The sequence below is a fragment of the Variovorax paradoxus genome (assembly GCF_022009635.1).
Classification (GTDB): Bacteria; Pseudomonadota; Gammaproteobacteria; order Burkholderiales; family Burkholderiaceae_C; genus Variovorax.
The window spans coordinates 5,909,024-5,928,266 of the sequence record NZ_CP091716.1 but is presented as its reverse complement, the minus strand read 5'-3'; the positions used below and the strand labels follow the sequence as shown (position 1 = coordinate 5,928,266).

At 69.6% G+C, this 19,243-nt stretch carries 15 protein-coding genes; 10 read left to right on the top strand and 5 right to left on the bottom strand.

Annotated features, from left to right (window positions below; all coding sequences use genetic code 11):
• Nucleotides 1–18 precede the first annotated feature (18 nt).
• Nucleotides 19–1,329 (bottom strand): NAD-dependent dihydropyrimidine dehydrogenase subunit PreA, encoded by a 1,311-nt coding sequence (preA, locus tag L3V85_RS27560; protein WP_237675835.1) that lies wholly within the window; start codon nucleotides 1,327–1,329, stop codon nucleotides 19–21.
• A gap of 85 nt (nucleotides 1,330–1,414) precedes the next feature.
• Complete coding sequence (locus tag L3V85_RS27555) at nucleotides 1,415–2,773, bottom strand: NAD(P)-dependent oxidoreductase (protein ID WP_237675834.1); 1,359 nt, start codon at nucleotides 2,771–2,773, stop codon at nucleotides 1,415–1,417.
• 278 nt (nucleotides 2,774–3,051) lie between these two features.
• Here L3V85_RS27555 and L3V85_RS27550 point away from each other — a divergent pair, with 278 nt between their 5' ends.
• From L3V85_RS27550 to mgtA, 8 genes are all read left to right on the top strand, one after another.
• On the top strand, nucleotides 3,052–4,503 hold the full coding sequence (locus L3V85_RS27550) for a PLP-dependent aminotransferase family protein (protein ID WP_237675833.1): 1,452 nt from the start codon (nucleotides 3,052–3,054) through the stop codon (nucleotides 4,501–4,503).
• Nucleotides 4,500–5,192, top strand: coding sequence for a TetR family transcriptional regulator C-terminal domain-containing protein (locus L3V85_RS27545; RefSeq protein WP_237675832.1), 693 nt, complete (start codon nucleotides 4,500–4,502; stop codon nucleotides 5,190–5,192). Before L3V85_RS27550 ends, L3V85_RS27545 begins: the two co-directional genes overlap by 4 nt.
• A gap of 611 nt (nucleotides 5,193–5,803) precedes the next feature.
• Nucleotides 5,804–6,136 carry a hypothetical protein gene (locus tag L3V85_RS27540; protein ID WP_237675831.1) on the top strand — a complete coding sequence of 111 codons (333 nt, stop codon included), beginning with the start codon at nucleotides 5,804–5,806 and terminating at the stop codon, nucleotides 6,134–6,136.
• A gap of 68 nt (nucleotides 6,137–6,204) precedes the next feature.
• Nucleotides 6,205–7,335, top strand: coding sequence for an efflux RND transporter periplasmic adaptor subunit (locus tag L3V85_RS27535; RefSeq protein WP_237675830.1), 1,131 nt, complete (start codon nucleotides 6,205–6,207; stop codon nucleotides 7,333–7,335).
• Complete coding sequence (locus L3V85_RS27530; protein ID WP_237675829.1) at nucleotides 7,328–10,459, top strand: efflux RND transporter permease subunit; 3,132 nt, start codon at nucleotides 7,328–7,330, stop codon at nucleotides 10,457–10,459. The genes L3V85_RS27535 and L3V85_RS27530 overlap by 8 nt, the downstream gene beginning before the upstream one ends.
• Nucleotides 10,456–11,769 (top strand): TolC family protein, encoded by a 1,314-nt coding sequence (locus tag L3V85_RS27525; protein WP_237675828.1) that lies wholly within the window; start codon nucleotides 10,456–10,458, stop codon nucleotides 11,767–11,769. The genes L3V85_RS27530 and L3V85_RS27525 overlap by 4 nt, the downstream gene beginning before the upstream one ends.
• A gap of 17 nt (nucleotides 11,770–11,786) precedes the next feature.
• Nucleotides 11,787–12,218 carry a hypothetical protein gene (locus L3V85_RS27520; RefSeq protein WP_237675827.1) on the top strand — a complete coding sequence of 144 codons (432 nt, stop codon included), beginning with the start codon at nucleotides 11,787–11,789 and terminating at the stop codon, nucleotides 12,216–12,218.
• Nucleotides 12,215–14,980: a magnesium-translocating P-type ATPase gene (mgtA, locus tag L3V85_RS27515; protein ID WP_237675826.1), complete on the top strand. Its 2,766-nt coding sequence runs from the start codon at nucleotides 12,215–12,217 to the stop codon at nucleotides 14,978–14,980. The genes L3V85_RS27520 and mgtA overlap by 4 nt, the downstream gene beginning before the upstream one ends.
• Nucleotides 14,981–15,001: 21 nt before the next feature.
• On the opposite strand, the gene L3V85_RS27510 is transcribed toward mgtA, so the two are convergent.
• Together L3V85_RS27510 and L3V85_RS27505 are read right to left on the bottom strand one after the other, a co-directional pair.
• Nucleotides 15,002–15,700 carry a response regulator gene (locus L3V85_RS27510; protein ID WP_237675825.1) on the bottom strand — a complete coding sequence of 233 codons (699 nt, stop codon included), beginning with the start codon at nucleotides 15,698–15,700 and terminating at the stop codon, nucleotides 15,002–15,004.
• A complete protein-coding gene (locus L3V85_RS27505; protein WP_237675824.1) occupies nucleotides 15,697–17,298 on the bottom strand; it encodes an ATP-binding protein in 1,602 nt (533 codons plus the stop codon). Before L3V85_RS27505 ends, L3V85_RS27510 begins: the two co-directional genes overlap by 4 nt.
• Before the next feature lie 192 nt (nucleotides 17,299–17,490).
• On the opposite strand from L3V85_RS27505, the gene L3V85_RS27500 reads away from it, so the two are divergent.
• Nucleotides 17,491–17,652, top strand: coding sequence for a hypothetical protein (locus L3V85_RS27500; protein ID WP_237675823.1), 162 nt, complete (start codon nucleotides 17,491–17,493; stop codon nucleotides 17,650–17,652).
• Nucleotides 17,649–18,515: an intradiol ring-cleavage dioxygenase gene (locus tag L3V85_RS27495; RefSeq protein ID WP_237675822.1), complete on the top strand. Its 867-nt coding sequence runs from the start codon at nucleotides 17,649–17,651 to the stop codon at nucleotides 18,513–18,515. The genes L3V85_RS27500 and L3V85_RS27495 overlap by 4 nt, the downstream gene beginning before the upstream one ends.
• A gap of 2 nt (nucleotides 18,516–18,517) precedes the next feature.
• On the opposite strand, the gene L3V85_RS27490 is transcribed toward L3V85_RS27495, so the two are convergent.
• The gene (locus tag L3V85_RS27490) at nucleotides 18,518–19,234 is read right to left on the bottom strand and encodes a response regulator transcription factor (protein ID WP_237675821.1); all 717 of its coding nucleotides are present in this window, start codon (nucleotides 19,232–19,234) and stop codon (nucleotides 18,518–18,520) included.
• Nucleotides 19,235–19,243: the final 9 nt, after the last annotated feature.

Here is a 19,243-nt window from a genome sequence, read left to right as displayed (position 1 = left end):
CCGGGTTCGTGTCCTTGCTCAGGCGTGCTGGTCGGCGCGCATCGGGTTGTTCGGGTGCGTGGTCCAGTTGGCGTACTGCGCCACCACCGGATGGCCGGTGCGCGCGTCCACCTCGCCGGGCTTCAGGGTGCGCATCGACAGCGCGCCGGGCACCGGGCAGATCGACACGCACAGGTTGCAGCCGACGCACTCTTCTTCCTTCACCTCGAAGTAGCGCATGCCGTCCTTGGTGGCGGTGATGGCCTGGTGCGAGGTGTCCTCGCACACCACGTGGCAGCGGCCGCACTGGATGCAGGCGTCCTGGTGGATCACGGCCTTGTCGACGTGGTTGAGGTTGAGCTCCTTCCAGTCGGTGATGCTGCCGATGGCGCGGCCGCGCAGCTGCTCGAGGTTCTGGTAGCCCTTCTCGTCCATGAAGTTGGAAAGGCCGTCGCACAGGTCCTGCACGATCTTGAAGCCGTACACCATGGCGGCGGTGCACACCTGCACCGAGCCGCTGCCCAGCGCGATGAACTCCGCCGCGTCGCGCCAGGTCGAGACGCCGCCGATGCCCGAGATGGGCAGCCCCGCGGTCTGCGGATCGCGCGCGATCTCGGCCACCATATGCAGCGCGATCGGCTTGGCGCCGGGGCCGCAGTAGCCGCCGTGCGAGCCCATGCCGCCGGTGTTGGGGAACATGGCCATGGCGTCCAGGTCCACGCCCATGATCGAGTTGATGGTGTTGATCAGGCTCACCGCGTCGGCGCCGCCTTTCTTCGCGGCGCGCGCGGCGGGGCGGATGTCGGCCACGTTGGGCGTGAGCTTCACGATGAGCGGCAGCTTCGAGTAGTGCTTGCACCACTCGGCCACCATCTGGATGTATTCCGGCACCTGGCCAACGGCCGCGCCCATGCCGCGCTCGCTCATGCCGTGCGGGCAGCCGAAGTTCAGCTCCAGCCCGTCGCAGCCGGTGTCTTCGATCATCGGCAGGATGTTCTTCCACGACTCTTCGGTGCAGGGCACCATCACCGAGGCCACCAGCGCGCGGTCGGGCCAGTTGCGCTTGACGCGCGTCATCTCCTCCAGGTTGGTGCGCAGCGGCCGGTCGGAGATCAGCTCGATGTTGTTGAAGCCGGTCACGCGCCTGTCGGCCGCATAGGACACGGCATAGCGCGGCCCGTGCACGTTGACCACGTTCGGGTCTTCGCCCACGGTCTTCCAGACCACGCCGCCCCAGCCGGCCTCGAAGGCGCGCACCACGTTGATCTCCTTGTCGGTCGGCGGCGCGGAAGCCAGCCAGAAAGGGTTGGGGCTGCGGATGCCCACGAAGTCGATGCTCAGGTCTGCCATGAAATGCTCCTGTCGCGGCCGTGTGTCGCGGCCATGTGCGACGCTGGATGAAAGAGGGTGCGAAGAAGAGGTGGCAAGCGCGGCGTCAGGCCGCGCGCAGATGCCGGTCGATGGACAGCGCGGCCTGCTTGCCGTCTTCCACTGCCTCGACCGTGAGGTCGCGTCCGCCGAAGCGCGCGTCGCCGCCGGCCCATACCTTGGACCGCGAACTGCGGCCTTCGGTGTCGGTGCTGATGCGCCCGCCCTGCAGCTGCACGCCGCTGTCCTCGAGCACCGTGGCAATGAAGCTCTGGCCGATGGCGCACAGCACCATGTCGGCCTGCAGCGCGAGGCTTTCGCCGGTCTCGACCAGCTTGCCGCCGGCCAGCGCGGTGCGCGCGAAGTCGATGCCGCGCAGCACGCCGCCCTTGGCGCGCAGGGCCTTGGGCGCGGCCCAGTGGATGATGCGCACGCCGTTTTCCTTGGCCCAGCTCTGCTCGTCGGCCGAGGCGCCCATGCTCTCCTGGCCGCGGCGGTAGACGATGCTCACGTCTTCCGCGCCCAGCTTGCGCGACTGCACCGCGGCATCGACCGCAGTCATGCCGCCGCCGATCACCACCACATGCCGGCCGATGGCCACGTCGGCCGGCGAGGCGGCCTGCCGAAGCTCGGCGATGAAGTCGACCGCGTCGCGCACGCCGGTCTGCTCGCCCAGGCCCAGCGCGTTCACGCCGGCCAGGCCGAGGCCGAGGAACACCGCGTCGTATTCGGCGGCCAGCGCATCCAGGTGCAGCTCGCGGCCCAGCGCGTGGTTGCAGCGCACCTCGATGCCGCCGACCGACAGCAGCCATTCGATCTCGCGCTGCGCGAAGCCGTTCACCGTCTTGTAGCTCGCCAGGCCGTATTCGTTGAGGCCGCCGAGCTTGGGCCGCGCATCGAACAGCACCACCTGGTGGCCCAGCACCGCGAGCCGGTGCGCGCAGGCCAGGCCGGCCGGGCCCGCGCCGACCACCGCCACGCGCCGGCCGGTGTCGGCCGCGCGCACGAACAGCGGCGTGCCGGGCTTCTCGAAGAAGGCATCGGTCGCGTGCCGCTGCAGCAGGCCGATTTCCACCGGCTTGCTCTCGTTGGTGTTGCGCACGCAGGCCTGCTCGCACAGCACCTCGGTGGGGCAGACGCGGGCGCACATGCCGCCCAGTGGGTTCTCTTCGAGGATGGTGCGCGCGGCGCCGCGCAGGTTGCCGTCGGCGATGCGGCGGATGAAGGTGGGAATGTCGATGCCCGTGGGGCAGGCCGTCTGGCACGGCGCGTCGTAGCAGTAGTAGCAGCGCTCGGCCTCGATGTTGGCCTGCACCACGTTCAATGGCGGATGGGCGTCGCAGAAGTTCTTGGCGTACTGCGCGGGGTCGAGGCGGCCCGCCCGCACATCTGACGCGAGATGTGCGGTGGGAGCGACGGGATTCATCGTGCTGCTCATGGGCGTTCAGGCTCCAGGATCGTGGTGGGGATCTGTTTCGACACGAGGGATCGAGCCCTCGTGAAGTTTGACCAAGTGGTCGAATGTCGCGATGATTCAGCAAACGAGGGGTGCCGCCCATACACAGTTGAAGCGGCAAGCGAGAAAGTGTTTGCCGCCGCCGGGCGCACCGTTTGGTCCGCTGCCCAGCACAGTTCCACAGGGCAAACCCTTTCTTGCACCGCCGCATGCATGGTTGCCACATGGGTTCCCAAGGAGACACAGCGATGCAAGGTTCACGCGGCAACGCCACGGCGTTGCTCAAGCCGGCACAGGCCGGCGCCGGATGGATGCAAGGCCTGATGGGCGAGATGGACGATGCCGCCCCCGGCCTCGGGCTGGCGCAACGCCTGGTGGTGGGGGTCGAACTGCGGGTGAGCGACGGGCGTCTCGCACCCGGCACCAAGATGCCTTCGGTGCGCGCGCTGGCGGGCAAGCTGGGCATCAGCACCTTCACCGTCACCGAGTCGTACAGCGCGCTGCGTGCGCGCTCCGTGCTGGCCTCGCGGCCGGGCAGCGGCTACTACGTGCTGCACCGGCCCGCGCGCGCGGCCGACGAGCCCGAGGCGGTGCCGCGCATCGCCGACCCTTCCCCCGGCAATGACCGGCCGCCTCCGCCCGAGTACCGCGGCGACGACCTGGTGCGCGAAGCGATGCGCCGCGTCGCGCGCACAGCGCCCGAGTGGGACGGCGGCGCGCGCCCCGGCTTTGGCCTGACGCGGCTGCGCGAACTGATCGCGGCGCGCCATCGCACCGAGCTGCCCGCGCTGGTGCCGCAGCAGGTCATGACCGCCGCGGGCAGCCTTGGCGCCGCCATGTGCCTGCTGCAGGCATGGACAGAGCCGGGCGACGCGGTGCTGGTCGAGTCGCCCGCGTCGCGCCAGTTGCGCAACCTGATCCTCACGCTGGGCCGGCGCATCCTCGAAGTGCCTCGGCGCGGCGGCTGCCTCGATATCGCGGCGCTCGACGGCCTCGCGCCGCAACTGCCCTGCGAAGCGCGCAGGCGTCTGCTGTTCGTGTCGACGGCGGTGTCGAACCCGCTCGGCATCTGCATGAATCCGCAGGGTGCGCACCAGGCGCTGCAGGCGGCCGAGCGGCACGACCTGCGCGTGGTCGAACTCGACAGCTGGCGAAGCCTTTCGCCGCTGCAGGCGCCGAGCCTCGCGGCGATGGACGGGCTGCAGCGCGTGGCGCAGATCGGCAGCGTGTCGACCACGCTGTCGGCCAGGCTGCGGCTGGCCCATGTGCTGCTGCCGCTACGCTGGTGCGACGACGCCGCGCTGCGCTGCCTGCACACCACGCTGGGGCCGAGCGAGTTCGAGGAGCGCGTGGCCTGCGAGGTGCTGTCCGATGCGGGCTATCCGCGCTTCCTGCAGAAGCTCAACACCGCGCTGAAGATCGCGGGCGAGCGCACGCTGTCGCTGCTGACGGGCGCCGGGCTGCAGGCGCTGCACGTGCCCGACGGCGGCCCGTTCCTCTGCGCCGGCTGGTCGCCCGGCAGCGAGCCGAGGCCCTCCGCCGACGCGGTGCTGCAGGAGGCGCGAAAGCAGGGCCTGCCGCTCGCGGCGGCGAGCGACTTCGGCAGCGCGCCACAGCCCTTCGCGTGGTACCGCTTCAACGTCACGCAGTGCGGCGACGAGCGGCTGGTTCGCTTTCTTGCGCGGATGAAGAACCCATGAGCGCCGTTCGCCCCCCCGCGGTGAAGCGCCAGGCCCGCCGTCAGAACATCGAGAGCGCGATCCTCGCGGTCGCGCAGGAGCGCTTCGCGCTGCAGGGCTACGGCGGTGTCTCCATCGACGACATCGCGGCCGAGGCCGGCATCTCCAAGCAGAGCCTGCTGTACTACTTTCCTTCGAAGAAGGCGCTGTACCGGCGCGTCTTCAACGACGTGCTCGACTCCTGGCTGTCCAACCTCGACAGCCTGGCCGCGGCCGACCTGGAGCCGCATGCCGCGCTGGAGCGCTACGTCACGCAGAAGCTGCAGTTCTCGTACGACCATCCCTCGGGCTCGCGCCTGTTCGCGCAGGAAATCATCTCGCAAGCGCCGCAGTGCGGCGACGACATCGAGGCCAAGCTGGTGCCCGCATTCCGCGCCGAGGCCGCCGTGCTGCATCGCTGGATGAGCACCGGCCACGCCGCGCCGCTGCCCGTGGCGCACCTGCTGTTCACGCTGTGGGCCATGACGCAGACCTATGCCGACTTCGCGTGGCAGATGCGCATGCTGCTCGGCAAGAAGGCGCTGGAACCGGCCGACTTCGACCTGGCGCGCGAGACCATCATGCGCATGCTCGAAGGCGCGCTGGGTCTGACGCGACCGGCCACGTCGGCGGTGGTGACGAGCCGGCCGGAGCCGCTGCCTGAAAAATAGGCATGCCCCGCAAAGCCACGGCCAGAGCCGCTTGCAGCCCGATGCATCGCATAGGCCACAAAGCAAAAACAGTTGTGAATTTTTGTTGACGCTCGCATTGCTGCATCGCAATAATCCGCGCATCTTGTTTTTTGGAGCACCTTGCGTGGACAGTGCCAGTTGTTGCAGCAGTGATGCAGAGCGTGCCGTGATGGCCGCTGTCGCCTGCCCGGCCGCCTGAACACCCGCTCCCCGGGTTGACGGTCGCCGCGCCGACCTCAGCCCTTTGCCGATGCCCCGGCTCCCCATGGAGCCTTGGTGTCGCGCCCATCTCCTCACGTCCAGTTCACTGACCCATCCGCCCGGTGTCGGCCAGCTCGCGTTCGCGATCTTCGGCCGGCCCGCGGGCGGTGGCTGCGCGCGCGTCCATGCATCGGGGCTTCCGTTGCATCAACCGGTTCGAGAGAGCCCAGGAGAAGACCATGGACCCAGACCCTAGTTGGCGCTCGCGCGCGCCCGCCATTCCTCCGATCCATTCAATGAACCCGCATCCGGCGCTGCCCCGGAGGCCTCGACTCGCCTGAACCCGGGCGTGAGGACTCCTGCGCGCCGATGCCGCAGGAGTCCTCGTCATGTTCGCCCTCTCGCACCGCCGTGAGACCCTGGGCTGCGCGCTGCACGTCGCGCTGGCCCATCGCCGTCCCCGTGTCCTGCAGGCACTGCTGCAGAGCCACGGCCCCGCCGCCTTCGCGGCCACCCTCTCGCTCGCCTCCGGGCGCGTCATCGCCGATGCGCTCTCGACGCTGCCTGCCTGGCAGCGCGAACAAGTCTTCCGCTGCCTGACACGCGCTGCACGCCGCCGCTGCGTGGAAGTCGGCGGGCGTGCGTTCGATGCGCCGGCCCGCTCGGGCCTGCTCGAACGCCTGCTGTCTTTCCGCCAGCCGCCGCGCGCGGCGCGGCCGTGAGGGCGGCCCGTATCGACACGACCAACACAAACACGACAACGGATCTCCCGATCCCCAGGAGAAGAACCATGAACAGAACACTCATTGCCGCGCTCGCCGCGGGCTTCACGCTCGCCGGCTGCGACGCGGGCCGCATGCTGGCGTCCGAAGCCGTCGCCGCATCGCCGGCACCCACCGCTCGCGCCGTGGTGCACGACGGCGTCCTGATCGCCGTGCCTGAAAACTCCCCGCTGCGCGCATCGCTGCAGGTGGCGGCGGTCGAATCGCAGCAGGTGCAGCGGCCGATCTCCGCGCCCGGCAGTATCGAGGCCGCGCCTGAAAAGTTGGTGAAGGTCACCTCGCCGGTGACCGGCCGCATCGTCAAGCTGCAGCGCGCACTGGGCGATTCGGTGAAGGCCGGCGACCCGCTCTTCACGCTCGACTCGGCCGACCTGAGCAGCGCCTTCGGCGACGCCACCAAGGCCGAGGCCACCCTGCGGCAGGCGCAGCGCGACTTCGCGCGGCAGAAGCTGCTTTTCGAGGCCGACATCACCGCGCGCAAGGACTACGAGGCCGCCGAACTGGCCTTCGGCGCCGCCACCAGCGACGCACAGGTGACGAAGAACCGCCTCGCGCAACTCGGTGCCGGCACGGGCGGCGGATCGCACCGCGACTACGTGCTGCGCTCGCCCATCAGCGGCCGCGTGATCGAGATGACCGGTGCGCAGGGCGGCTACTGGAACGACATCAATGCGCCGGTCATGACCGTGGCCGACCTGTCGACCGTGTTCCTCACCGCCAGCGTGTCGGAGAAAGACATCGCCGCGCTGCGCGTCGGCCAGAAGGCGCGCATCGACCTCAGCGCCTACCCGGACCAGGCCTTCGACGGCACGGTGAAATACATCGGCGAGGTGCTCGATGCCGACACCCGCACCGTCAAGGTCCGCGTGGCCGTCGACAACCGCCAGGGGCGCTTCCGCCCCGGCATGTTCGCCAAGGTGGTGTTCTCGGGCGAGGCGCATCCGGCGCTCACCGTGCCGGCCTCGGCGCTGGTGCAGAGCGGGCTCTACACCAAGGTGTTCGTCGAGAAGGGACCGTTCGCCTTCGAGGCGCGCAAGGTCGCGGTGGGGCCGGTCATCGGAGACCGCATCGAGATTCTTTCGGGGCTGCAGGCCGGCGAGCGCATCGCCGTGAAGGAAGGGGTGCTCCTCAATGATTGAGCGCCTCGTCACCCTGTGCTTCCACCGGCGCGGCATCGCGTGGATCGTGTTCGCGTTCGTCGCGCTCTACGGCTGGACCTGCTGGAAGCAATTGCCCATCGAGGCCTACCCCGACATCGCCGACGTCACCTCGCAGGTCGTCACGCAGGTGCCCGGGCTCGCGGCCGAGGAAGTCGAGCAGCAGATCACGGTGCCGCTGGAGCGCGAGCTGCTCAGCACGCCGGGGCTGCACGTGCTGCGCTCCAAGAGCACCTTCGGCCTGTCGCTGATCGTGGTGGTGTTCAAGGACGGCGTGGAAGGCTACTGGTCGCGCCAGCGGCTGCAGGAGCGCATCAGCGGCGTCACGCTGCCGCATGGCGCCACGCCCGGGCTGGACGCCTACACCTCGCCCATCGGCGAGATCTACCGCTACACGCTGGAGTCGAAGACGCGCGACCTGCGCGAGCTGTCGGAGCTGCAGTCCTGGACCGTCATTCCGCGCCTGAAGAAGGTCAGCGGCGTGATCGACGTGGCCAACTTCGGCGGCCTCACGACGCAGTTCATGCTGTCGCTCGACCCCGCCCGGCTGGTGCAGTACGGCGTGACGCTGCAGCAGATCAAGGACGCCATCAACGCCAACAACGGCAGCGCCGGCGGCAGCCTCATGAACCGCGGCGAGCAGGCCTACGTGGTGCGCGGCACGGGCCTCATCGGCTCGCTGCAGGACATGGGCAACGTGGTGGTCACGGCCAAGTCGGGAACGCCGGTGCTGGTGAAGGACCTCGGCACGCTGAGCTACGGCAACGTGGAGCGGCGCGGAATCCTGGGCAAGGACGACAACCCCGACACCGTCTCGGGCATCACGCTGCTGCTGAAGGACGCGCAGGCCTCGCAGGTGATCGAGGGCGTGCACGCGGCCGTGAAAGACCTGAACGACAACCTGCTGCCCAAGGACGTGAAGGTGGTGCCGTACCTGGACCGCGCGGCGCTGATCGGCGCCACCACGCACACGGTCGGCAAGACGCTGGCCGAGGGCATCGTGCTGGTCACGCTGGTGCTGCTGCTGTCGCTGGGCAGCCCGCGCGCGGCGGCCATCGTGGCGCTAACCATTCCGCTGTCGATGCTGATCGCCTTCGTCTTCATGCGGCACCTGAACGTGCCGGCCAACCTGCTGTCGCTGGGCGCCATCGACTTCGGCATCCTGGTGGACGGCGCGGTGGTGCTGGTCGAAGGCATCCTGCGGCGGCGCGAAGAGGCGCAGGACAAGCCGCTGACCCCCGCCGACGCCATTGCCGCCACGGTGCAGGTCGCGCGGCCGATCTTCTTCGGCATGCTGGTCATCATCGCGGCCTACCTGCCCCTCTTCGCGTTCCAGCGCATCGAATACAAGCTGTTCTCGCCGATGGCCTTTGCCGTGGGCTCGGCGCTGGTCGGCGCGCTGCTGGTGGCGCTGACGCTCATTCCGGGGCTGGCCTACCTTGCCTTCCGCAAGCCGGGCCGGGTGTTCCACAACCGGCCGCTCGAATGGCTCACGCTGCGCTACGAAGCCTTTCTTTCCCGCGTGCTGGGGCGCGGGCGCTGGGTGGTGGCGACATGCGGCCTGGCGCTGCTGGGGGTGATCGGGCTGGGCGGCACCATCGGGCGCGATTTCCTGCCGTATCTCGACGAGGGCTCGCTGTGGCTGCAGGTGACCATGCCGCCGGGCATCACGCTCGAGAAGGCCACGGCCCTGGCCAACGAACTGCGCAGCGCCACGCGCGAGTTCCCCGAGGTCTCGTACATCGTCACGCAGACCGGCCGCAACGACGACGGCACCGACCCCTGGACCGTCTCGCACATCGAGGCCAGCGTGGGGCTGCATCCCTATGACACCTGGAAGTCGGGCATGAGCAAGCAGGAGCTGATCGGCAAGCTGGCGGAGCGCTACAAGCAGCTGCCCGGTTTTTCCGTCGGCTTCATGCAGCCCATGATCGATGGCGTGCAGGACAAGCTCTCGGGCGCGCACAGCGACCTGGTGGTGAAGATCTACGGCGACAGCCTCGACGAGATGCGCCGCATCGCTGGCGACGTGATCGGCGTGCTCGAGAAGGTGCCGGGCGCGGCCGACGTGGTCATCGACCAGGAACCGCCGCTGCCCAACCTGAAGATCGACGTCGACCGCGCGGCCGCCGCGCGCTACGGCATCAACGTGGCCGACGTGAGCGACCTGATCTCCACCGGCATGGGCGGCGCGGCCATCGGGCAGGTCTACGTGGGCGAGAAGAGCTACGACATGACGGTGCGCTTTCCCGAGGCCACGCGCAACGACCCCGACGCCATCGCCGGCCTGATGCTCACCGCGCCCAACGGCGCCAAGGTGCCGCTGGGGCAGGTCGCGAGCGTCCGCACCGTGTCGGGCGAGACCACCATCACGCGCGAGTCGTCGCGCCGGCACCTCACGGTGAAGCTCAATGCGCGGGGCCGCGACCTGTCGAGCTTCTTGGCGCAGGCGCAGTCGGCCATCGAGCGCGGCGTGAAGTACGACCACCTGCGCTATCAGATCGCGTGGGGCGGCCAGTTCGAGAACCTCGAGCGTGCGCAGGCCCGGCTGATGGTGATCCTGCCGCTCACGCTGGCCATCATGTTCCTGCTGCTGTTCGCCGAGTTCGGCAACCTGCGCCAGCCGGCGATGGTGCTGCTGGTGGTGCCGCTGGCCATGCTCGGCGGCCTGGCCGCGCTGCACCTGCGCGGCATGACGCTGAACGTGTCGAGCGCGGTCGGCTTCATCGCGCTGTTCGGCGTGGCGGTGCTCAACGGCGTGCTCATGATCTCGCAGATCAACCGGCTGCGCCGCGAAGACGGCCGGCCGCTGCGCGAGGCGGTGATCGAGGGCGCACGCAGCCGCATCCGCCCGGTGCTGGTCACCGCCACCGTGGCCGCGTTCGGACTCACGCCCGCCATGCTGGCCATGGGCCTGGGCAGCGACGTGCAGCGGCCGCTGGCCACCGTCGTCGTGGGCGGCCTCGTGACCGCCACCCTGTTGACGCTGGTGCTGCTGCCGGCGCTCTACCACCTTGTCGAAACCCGGGCCGAAGCCGCCGCCAGAAGGCGCGCCGAGGCCGAGACGGCCGCGCCGGACGCGGACCTGCAGGAGCAACACGCATGAAGAAAAAGAACATCCGCCGCAACCCCGCCTGCGCGGTGCTGCTGTCGCTGTGCGCCGGCTGGGCCTTCGCCCAGGGCGAGGCCACGACCGATTTCGCGAGCTACCTCGACGCGGTCGAGAAGCACAGCCTCGACCTGGCTTCGCAGCGCGAGTCGGTCACCTCGGCCCAGGCCGGCGTGTCGATCGCGGGCGTGCGCCCCGACCCCAACCTGTCGCTCGGCATCGGGCCGAAGGAGTTCAGCGGCGCCATCGATCCGAAGCCGCCGGTGGCGAAGTCGATCGGGCTGGACTGGGTGATCGAGATGGGCGGCAAGCGCGACAAGCGCATCAAGGCCGCGAAGAGCAACGTGGCGCTGACCGAGGCGAACGTCGAAGGCTTCAAGCACCAGCTCTACAACGACTCGGCCACCGCCTTCGCCGAAGCCTGCCGCACGCGCGAGGCGCTGGTGCGGCAGGAGTCGTCACTCAAGTCGCTGTCGGACGTGGTGCGCGCCAACGAAGTGCGGCGCAAGGCGGGCGATGCCGGCGGCCTGGAGCTGCTGCAGTCGCGCACCGAGCGCGACCAGTTCCAGGCCGGCGTGGTCAAGGCCCGCGCCGACGCGAAGGCTGCGTTGGTCAACCTGTCGGTGCCGCTGGGCCGCCGCTTCGGCGAGCTGTTCGGCCAGGCCAGGCTGGACTGCGGCTTCAAGCCCTTCGCGCTCGAGGAAGACGTCGACGCGCTGATCGCGCAGGCCCTGCGCGAGCGCGACGACGTGCTCATCGCCCGCGCCACGCTCGACAACGCGCGCGCCAATGCCGAACTGGCGCAGGCCAACCGCTTCGTCGACCCGACGGTGAACCTGAGCTACGGCCGCACGCCTCGCGGGCGCAGCAGCTTCGACGGCGACGGCAACGAGACGCCGGGTTCGCCGCCTTCGCGCACGCTGACCGTGGGCCTGTCGATCCCGCTGCCGTTCTCGCGGCTGCAGAAGGGCGAAATCATCCAGGCCGAGTCGGCCGTCACGCAGGCGATGCTGGGCCTGCGCGCAGCGGAGCTGAAGACCGACGCCGAGGTGCGCTCCAACTATGCGCAGTTCCTCGCAGCGCGCGAGAACCTGCGGCGCTACCGCGAATCGGTGCTCGCCGATTCCGACAAGGTGCTGTCGGGCATGCGCCTGTCGTACCGCAACGGGCAGGCCTCGCTGCTGGAGTTCCTGGCCGCGCAGCGCTCGGCCGACGACGCCTACCAGGCCTTCCTGCAGGCACAGGCCGACCTGGCCACCGCTACCGTGCAACTTCAACTGAGCGTCGGGCTGCGCCCCGCGCTGTGAACCCAAGGAGATTCGCCATGGCTGATTTCGAACCCGGACAGGTGAGCCGCCTGCTCAACCACCGGCTGACGCTCATCGTCCACGCCGATGCGCTCGACGCCGCGCGCGAGGCGCTGCGCTGCGGCTTCTTCGATGCGCGGCTCTACTGGCGCCGCTCGCAGGAGCAGGCCTTGGGCATGCCGGCGGTGAAGTGGGCGCTCAGCGGCGAGTTCCAGGGGCCACTGGGCACCGCGACGCGGCTGGTGCAGTGCCTGGCGCTGCACCTGACCACGCTGCCCGTGGTGTTGGTGCGCCTGGAGACGCTGGGCGGCATCGCGTCGCCCGTGCGACCCGCCTTCTCTTGGCGCGACGAACCGCTGGACAGCGCACCGGCTTTCCCGTTCGCGGGGCCGATGCACGACACTTCGGCTTCTTCCTCCTCCTCCATCCAGCCGGGAGCACGCGGATGAACATCTTCAAGACCTGGTTCGAGGCCTTCCTGAGCAGCCGCCACACCTCCCGGCTGTTCGGCCGGGGCGAGATGCTGGAGACGGTGTCCAAGGGCGGGCGCGGCGGCACGCAGCCCGTGTCCGAGCGGCTGTCGCGCGACCTGTTCCGCGCGGCCGACGACGACATCCCGTCGCTGCTCGTGTGGCTCGACTCGCACGAGGACGGCCTCAGCAGCGCCGAAGCCCAGCGCCGCCTCGCGCAGCACGGCACCAACGAAGTCGCGCATGAAAAGCCGCTGCCCTGGTGGATGCACCTGTGGCACTGCTACAAGAACCCGTTCAACCTGCTGCTGACGCTGCTCGCGGTGGTGTCCTATGCAACCGAGGACGTGAAGGCCACGGTCGTCATCGGCACCATGGTCGTGCTGTCGACGCTCATCCGCTTCGTGCAGGAGGGGCGCTCCAACCGCGCGGCCGAGAACCTCAAGGCGCTGGTGAGCAACACCGCCACTGTGATCCGGCGCGACCTGCGCACCGAGGCCGCCGAAGTGGCCGAGCGCTACTTCGACGCCCGGCCGCTCGCGCGCCATGCGCCGCAGCGCGTGGAACTGCCGATCCGCGACCTGGTGCCGGGCGACCACGTCGTGCTGTCGGCCGGCGACATGATCCCGGCCGACTGCCGCATCCTTGCCGCGAAGGACCTGTTCGTGAGCCAGTCGGCCATGACCGGCGAATCGCTGCCGGTGGAGAAGTTCGCGCAGCGTCAGGGCAGCGGCAGCAGTCCGCTGGAGCAGGCCAACATCGTGTTCATGGGCACCAACGTGGTGTCGGGTTCGGCGGTGGCGCTGGTGGTGGCCACCGGCAACCGCACCTACTTCGGCACGCTGGCCACGCGCGTCACCGCGTCGGACCGCACGCCCACGGCCTTCCAGGCGGGGGTCAACAGCGTGAGCTGGCTGCTCATTCGCTTCGCGCTGGTGATGGTGCCGATCGTGCTGCTGGTCAACGGCTTCACCAAGGGCGACTGGACCGAGGCCTTCCTGTTCGCGCTCTCCGTGGCCGTGGGCCTCACGCCCGAGATGCTGCCGATGATCGTGACCTCGACGCTGGCCAAGGGCGCGGTGCTGCTGTCGCGCAAGAAGGTGATCGTGAAGCGGCTGGACGCGATCCAGAACTTCGGCGCCATGGACGTGCTGTGCACCGACAAGACCGGCACGCTCACGCAGGACCAGATCTTCCTGGAGCGCCACACCGACGTGTTCGGCACGCAGTCGGCCGAGGTGCTGAAGTTCGCCTACCTCAACAGCTACTACCAGACCGGGCTGAAGAACCTGCTCGACCACGCGGTGCTCAAGCACGTGGAGCTGCAGAGCGAGCTGAACCTGCGCCAGGACTACCGCAAGGTGGACGAGATCCCGTTCGACTTCGAGCGCCGGCGCATGTCGGTGGTGGTGTCGGAGCGCGAAGACCACCACGAGCTGATCTGCAAGGGCGCGGTGGAAGAAATCCTGGGCGTATGCGCGCGCGTGCGCGTCGACGGCCAGGACATGCCGATGAGCGCGCTGCTGTTCGAGCGCGTGCTGCAGATCACCCGCGAGCTCAACCACGAGGGGCTGCGCGTGGTGGCCGTGGCGGTGAAGGAGCAGCCCTCGACCGATGCCGCCTACTCGGTGGCCGACGAGTCCGACCTGACGCTGGTCGGCTACGTGGCCTTCCTCGATCCGCCCAAGGAATCGACCGCGCCCGCGCTCACCGCGCTGGCCGGACGCGGCGTCACCGTCAAGGTGCTGACGGGCGACAACGAACTGGTCACGCGCAAGGTCTGCCAGCAGGTCGGGCTGAAGGTGGACGGCGTGCTGCTGGGCCAGCACATCGACCGCATGAGCGACCCCTCGCTCGCGCATGCGGTGGAGACCCACAACGTGTTCGCCAAGCTGTCGCCGCTGAACAAGGAGCGGCTGGTACGCGCCATGCGCGACAACGGCCATGTGGTGGGCTTCATGGGCGACGGCATCAACGACGCGCCCGCGCTGCGCGCGGCCGACATCGGCATCTCGGTCGACACCGCGGTGGACATCGCCAAGGAGGCGGCCGACCTGATCCTGCTCGAGAAGAGCCTGATGGTGCTGGAGGCCGGCGTGGTGGAGGGCCGCAAGACCTTCAGCAACATGCTGAAGTACATCCGCATGACCGCCAGCTCGAACTTCGGCAACGTGTTCTCGGTGCTTGTGGCCAGTGCGTTCCTGCCCTTCCTGCCGATGCTGCCGTTGCAACTGCTGGTGCAGAACCTGCTGTACGACATCTCGCAGATCGCCATCCCCTTCGACAACGTCGACGAGGAGCTGGTGACCCGGCCGCTGAAGTGGAACCCCGGCGACATCGGCCGCTTCATGGTGTTCTTCGGGCCGATCAGCTCGCTGTTCGACATCACCACCTTCGTGCTGATGTGGCACGTGTTCGGCGCCAACACCGAGGGGCAGCAGGCGCTGTTCCAGTCGGGCTGGTTCGTGGTGGGGCTGCTCACACAGACGCTGATCGTCCACATGATCCGCACGCCCAAGCTGCCGTTCATCGGCAGCCGCGCGGCTTGGCCGCTCACGGCGATGACGGTGCTCATCATGGCCGCCGGCATCTTCCTGCCGATGGGGCCGCTGGCGGGCTACTTCAGACTGCAGGCGCTGCCGCCGGGCTACTTCCCCTGGCTGGTAGCCATCCTGCTGGGCTACGCGGTGCTGACGACGCTGATGAAGCGCTTCTACATCCGGCGCTTCGGCTGGCAGTGAAGCGAAGAGGCCGGGCGGCGGTCAGGCCGGCACCGGCGCTTCCCACGCAAAGCCCACGCCGTACACCGAGCGGATCCAGTCGTGCTCCGGCGTCACCGCGCCGAGCTTGCGGCGCAGGTTCTTCACGTGGCTGTCGATGGCGCGCTCGGTCACGTCCACGGTGTCGTCGTAGGCCAGCTCCAGCAGCCGCGCGCGCGAGAAGATGCGCCCCGGGTGCCGCGACAGCACCTGCAGCAGCCCGAACTCGCGCCGCGTGAGGTTCAGCGGCGTGCCTTCGAGCGAAGCGCGCCAGTGCACGTCGTCCAGCACCAGGCCCGGCGCGTCGCTCTGCGACGAGCCTTGCCCGGGCGCATTGCCCGGCGCGGTGCGCCGCAGCACGGCACGCACGCGCGCCACCAGCTCGCGCGGCGAGAAGGGCTTGCACACGTAGTCGTCGGCGCCCAGCTCCAGGCCCAGCAACCGGTCGACTTCCTCGATGCGCGCGGTGAGCATGATGATCGGGTGCGCCGTGTGCTCGCGCGCGCGCCGCAGCACCTCGATGCCGTCCAGCCGGGGCAGCATGATGTCGAGCAGCGTGAGGTCGGGCGGCGTGGCCACGATGCTGTCGAGCGCGCTCTGCCCGTCTGTGAAGTGCGTGGTTTCGTAGCCGGCATGGCGCAGGTAGTCCTGCACCACGGAGGCGATGTCGATCTCGTCTTCGACGATGACGATGCGTGTCATGAGGATGTGGCCAGTGGCAGGGTGATGGTCACGCGCAGCCCGCCGAGCGGCGAAGCCGACGCTTCGATGGTGCCGCCGTGCGCCTCGATGGTCGCGCGGCAGATCGACAGGCCGAGGCCGGAGCCGCCGTGCTCGCGGCTGCGCGAGGTCTCGCCGCGGAACAGGCGGTCGAACAGGCGCGGCAGCTCCTCGTCGGGCACGCCGGGCGCGCTGTCGTCGAACAGCAGCGTGAGGCAGTTGCCGGTCCATGCGCCTTCGACGATCACGTCCAGCCGCAGCTTGCCGCCTTCGTCGGTGTAGGCCAGCGTGTTCTCCAGCAGGTTCATGAACACCTGGTGCAGCCGGTGCGCATTGCCGTCGATCACCGGTTGCGCCGAGGCCGTGACATGGTCGACCGCATGCCGGTCGACCACGATGCCGCGCTTGGCGAAGCGGTCGCGCGTGTGGTCCAGTGCTTCCTTCAGCAGCGACAGCGGGAACACCGTGGTCGTGAGCAGGTCGCTCTGCGGTTCGCGCATGCTGCTGCGCAGGTCGTCGACCAGCTGTCCCAGGCGGATCACCTGGCGGTGCAGCCGCAGCGCGGTGCGCTCGTCGAAGGTGCGCACGCCGTCCTGCAGGGCCTCGATCTCGGCGCGCATGGCGGCCAGCGGCGTGCGCAGCTCGTGTGCCGCATCGGCCAGCCAGGCGCGGCGCGAGGCCTCGACGGTGTCCAGGCGCTGCGCCATGTCGTTGAAGGTCTTGCCCAGCAGCGCGAGTTCGTCCGAGCCCTGCACCGCGACGCGGGTGGAAAGCCGCCCTTGCGCCACGTCTTGCGCGGCCTGCGTGAGTTCGTCGATGGGCCTGAACCAGCGGCGCGCGAGCAGCCACGACAGCACCAGCGCGAAGCCCAGTCCGCACAGGCCGGTGAGCACGATCACGCCCGACTGGCGCGCGATGAAGGCGCGGTCGGCTTCGCTTTCCAGCCCCTGCAGCGGCGCCAGCGCGAGGTAGCCGATGACCGACTTGTTGTGCCGGATCGGCATGCGCGCGGCGTTGGCCATGTCGATGTCGGCGCCCACCACGCGCGCACCGCTCGCGTCGAGCACGGCCAGGCGCTGGTAGATGGAATCGTGCATGCCGCGCGGGTCGGGAAACACCCAGGGCGGCGGCGCGCCGAGCATGCGGCGCGGCAGCAGGTCGAGCTGCGGGGAGGGTGGCATGGGCGGCGGGTCGCCGTTGGGCGCTCCAGCGGGGGCACCGGTGGGCGCGCCGTCCGGCGGCGGCTCGGGGCGCATGGTGCGGTATTCGTACCAGGGCGGCAGCCGCCGCTCGTCGCCGTTGGCGGCGGTGCTGTCGAGCAGGCTCGCGAAGCGGCCCATCTGCAGGCGCTGCCAGGCGTCGTCGTTGTCGCGCAGGTTCTTCCAGTCGCCGTGGGCCACGTAGTTCTTCAGCACCAGTTGCGCGAGCCAGTCCATGCGCCGGATCTCGATCTCGGCCACGTAGGAGCCCAGTCCCCGCTGCAGCGCAATGATCGACAGCCCCGCGAAGCTGATGAGCAGCACCAGCAGCAGGGCGGCCAGCGCCAGGAAGATCTTGCGGGAAAGGGTCAGTTGCGGCATGGGCAAGGCACGGGCATGGCCGCATTCTGCGGCATGCATGGCGACCGGGGAGTCGGGCGAAAAGGGCGGGCGGCGGTGGACGAAAGAGGGGGGCAGGACGCCGATGGTGTCGGCGGAATGTGGAGGAAATTGGGAGAAATCCCGGCCGGGGCCCTCCATCTTTCCTCCCAGATGCGGCCGCAGCATGGGGCCATGAATCCGGAACTGAGCCTTGCGCTGCTGGGTGCGATCACCGTGTTCCTGGGGCTGGTTGCCCAGGCATGGTGGCTGCTGGTCCTGTGGGCCGAGGGCCGCGCGACGCGGCCTGCCGGAGCGAAATCCACCGGCCCCGCCGGGAACGAGAAAGAACGATGACACGCCAGAACACATCCTCCATCGGCCGCCGCGGCCTGCTGGCCACCCTGGGCGCCGCCACGCTGGCCGCCGCCTCCACGCGCCCGGCCGAGGCCGCCGCGCCGACACTCCCGCTGACCGCGCAGACCACCGAAGGCCCCTACTACCTGGACGTGGCGCGGGTCCGCCGCGACATCACCGAAGGGCTGGAAGGCGTGCCGCTGGAGGTGCGCTTCACCGTGTGCGATGTGGCGGGCAAGCCGCTTCCCGGCCTGCGCGTGGACCTCTGGCATTGCGACATGCAGGGGCGCTATTCGGGTTTCGCGGAGCAGGGCGACGACCGCTCGGGCGCCCTCGAGGGCAAGACCTTCCTGCGCGGCAGCCAGTTCACCGGCCGCGACGGCACGGCGGCCTTCACCACCGTCTATCCGGGCTGGTACGCGGGGCGCACCACCCACGTCCACATGAAGGTGCTCAACGGAACACGGGCCGTGCTCACCTCGCAGTTCTTCCTGCCCGATGCGCTCAGCGAGTTTCTCTACACCCAGGTCTCGCTCTACCAGCGCTCGCGGGTGCGCGACACGCTCAACAGCGTCGACGGCATTGCGCTGAAGGCCGGCGACACGGTGCTCGGCGCGGTGCGCGAGGAACGCCAGCGCTACGTGGCCACGCTCGCGCTGGTGGTCGACCCGGCCGCCAATCCGACGATCGACCGGCCGCCGCGTCCGGGCGGCATGCCGCCGGGCGCGATGCCGCCGCCGCAAGGGATGCCCGGCATGCCTGGCATGCCAGGAATGGGCGTCGGCGGAAGGCCCATGCACCCTCGCGCGCTGGAAGGCAGCGCGCGCATCAAGGCGCTGGTGCCGCCGCGCACCACGGGCTGAACTCAGCAGGCCGGCCGCTCCGCGAAGCTGAAGCCCACGCCGTAGACCGAGCGGATCCAGTCGTGCGTGGGCGCGACGTCCGCCAGCTTCTTGCGCAGGTTCTTGATGTGCCCGTCCACCGCGCGCTCGTTGACATCGAGCGCTTCGGGGAACGCGGCCTCCAGCAGCTTCGAGCGGGTGAACACCCGGCCCGGGTCGTTCGACAGCGCGCGCAGCAACAGCAGCTCTCGGCGCGTGAGCGCGAGCGCCTGGCCTTCCAGCCATGCATTGCCCTGCGCCCCGGATGCGCTGGTGAAGTTCACCGCGGCTGACGGTCGCCCGGCCGCCTCGCGCTGCGCATAGCGGCGCAGCACCGTGTTCACGCGCGCGACCACCTCGCGCGGCGAGAAGGGCTTGCAGACGTAGTCGTCCGCGCCCATGTCGAGCGCGAGCAGCCGGTCCGACTCCTGAGCGCGGGCCGTCAGCATGATGACCGGGTGGTTGTTGCCGTGCGAGCGCACCTTGCGCAGCACCTCGATGCCGTCTTCGCCGCCTTCCTCGTTCACGCCGCGCGGCAGCACGATGTCCAGCAGCGTGAGCGCGGGCGGCGCCGTCAGGATGCGCTCCAGCGCCGCCGCGCCGTCCCCGATCTGCTCGACCTCGTGGCCCGCGCCGTGCAGGTGCGCGAGCAACTGGGAGGCGCTGTCGCGCCCGTCCTCCACCAGCAGGATGCGACCCATGGCTGCGGC

Bases quoted from the DNA above. Each gene is read 5' to 3' on its own strand.
- preA (WP_237675835.1), bottom strand. From the start codon at position 1,329: ATGGCAGACCTGAGCATCGACTTCGTGGGCATCCGCAGCCCCAACCCT.
- L3V85_RS27555 (WP_237675834.1), bottom strand. From the start codon at position 2,773: ATGAATCCCGTCGCTCCCACCGCACATCTCGCGTCAGATGTGCGGGCG.
- L3V85_RS27550 (WP_237675833.1), top strand. From the start codon at position 3,052: ATGCAAGGTTCACGCGGCAACGCCACGGCGTTGCTCAAGCCGGCACAG.
- L3V85_RS27545 (WP_237675832.1), top strand. From the start codon at position 4,500: ATGAGCGCCGTTCGCCCCCCCGCGGTGAAGCGCCAGGCCCGCCGTCAG.
- L3V85_RS27540 (WP_237675831.1), top strand. From the start codon at position 5,804: ATGTTCGCCCTCTCGCACCGCCGTGAGACCCTGGGCTGCGCGCTGCAC.
- L3V85_RS27535 (WP_237675830.1), top strand. From the start codon at position 6,205: ATGAACAGAACACTCATTGCCGCGCTCGCCGCGGGCTTCACGCTCGCC.
- L3V85_RS27530 (WP_237675829.1), top strand. From the start codon at position 7,328: ATGATTGAGCGCCTCGTCACCCTGTGCTTCCACCGGCGCGGCATCGCG.
- L3V85_RS27525 (WP_237675828.1), top strand. From the start codon at position 10,456: ATGAAGAAAAAGAACATCCGCCGCAACCCCGCCTGCGCGGTGCTGCTG.
- L3V85_RS27520 (WP_237675827.1), top strand. From the start codon at position 11,787: ATGGCTGATTTCGAACCCGGACAGGTGAGCCGCCTGCTCAACCACCGG.
- mgtA (WP_237675826.1), top strand. From the start codon at position 12,215: ATGAACATCTTCAAGACCTGGTTCGAGGCCTTCCTGAGCAGCCGCCAC.
- L3V85_RS27510 (WP_237675825.1), bottom strand. From the start codon at position 15,700: ATGACACGCATCGTCATCGTCGAAGACGAGATCGACATCGCCTCCGTG.
- L3V85_RS27505 (WP_237675824.1), bottom strand. From the start codon at position 17,298: ATGCCGCAACTGACCCTTTCCCGCAAGATCTTCCTGGCGCTGGCCGCC.
- L3V85_RS27500 (WP_237675823.1), top strand. From the start codon at position 17,491: ATGAATCCGGAACTGAGCCTTGCGCTGCTGGGTGCGATCACCGTGTTC.
- L3V85_RS27495 (WP_237675822.1), top strand. From the start codon at position 17,649: ATGACACGCCAGAACACATCCTCCATCGGCCGCCGCGGCCTGCTGGCC.
- L3V85_RS27490 (WP_237675821.1), bottom strand. From the start codon at position 19,234: ATGGGTCGCATCCTGCTGGTGGAGGACGGGCGCGACAGCGCCTCCCAG.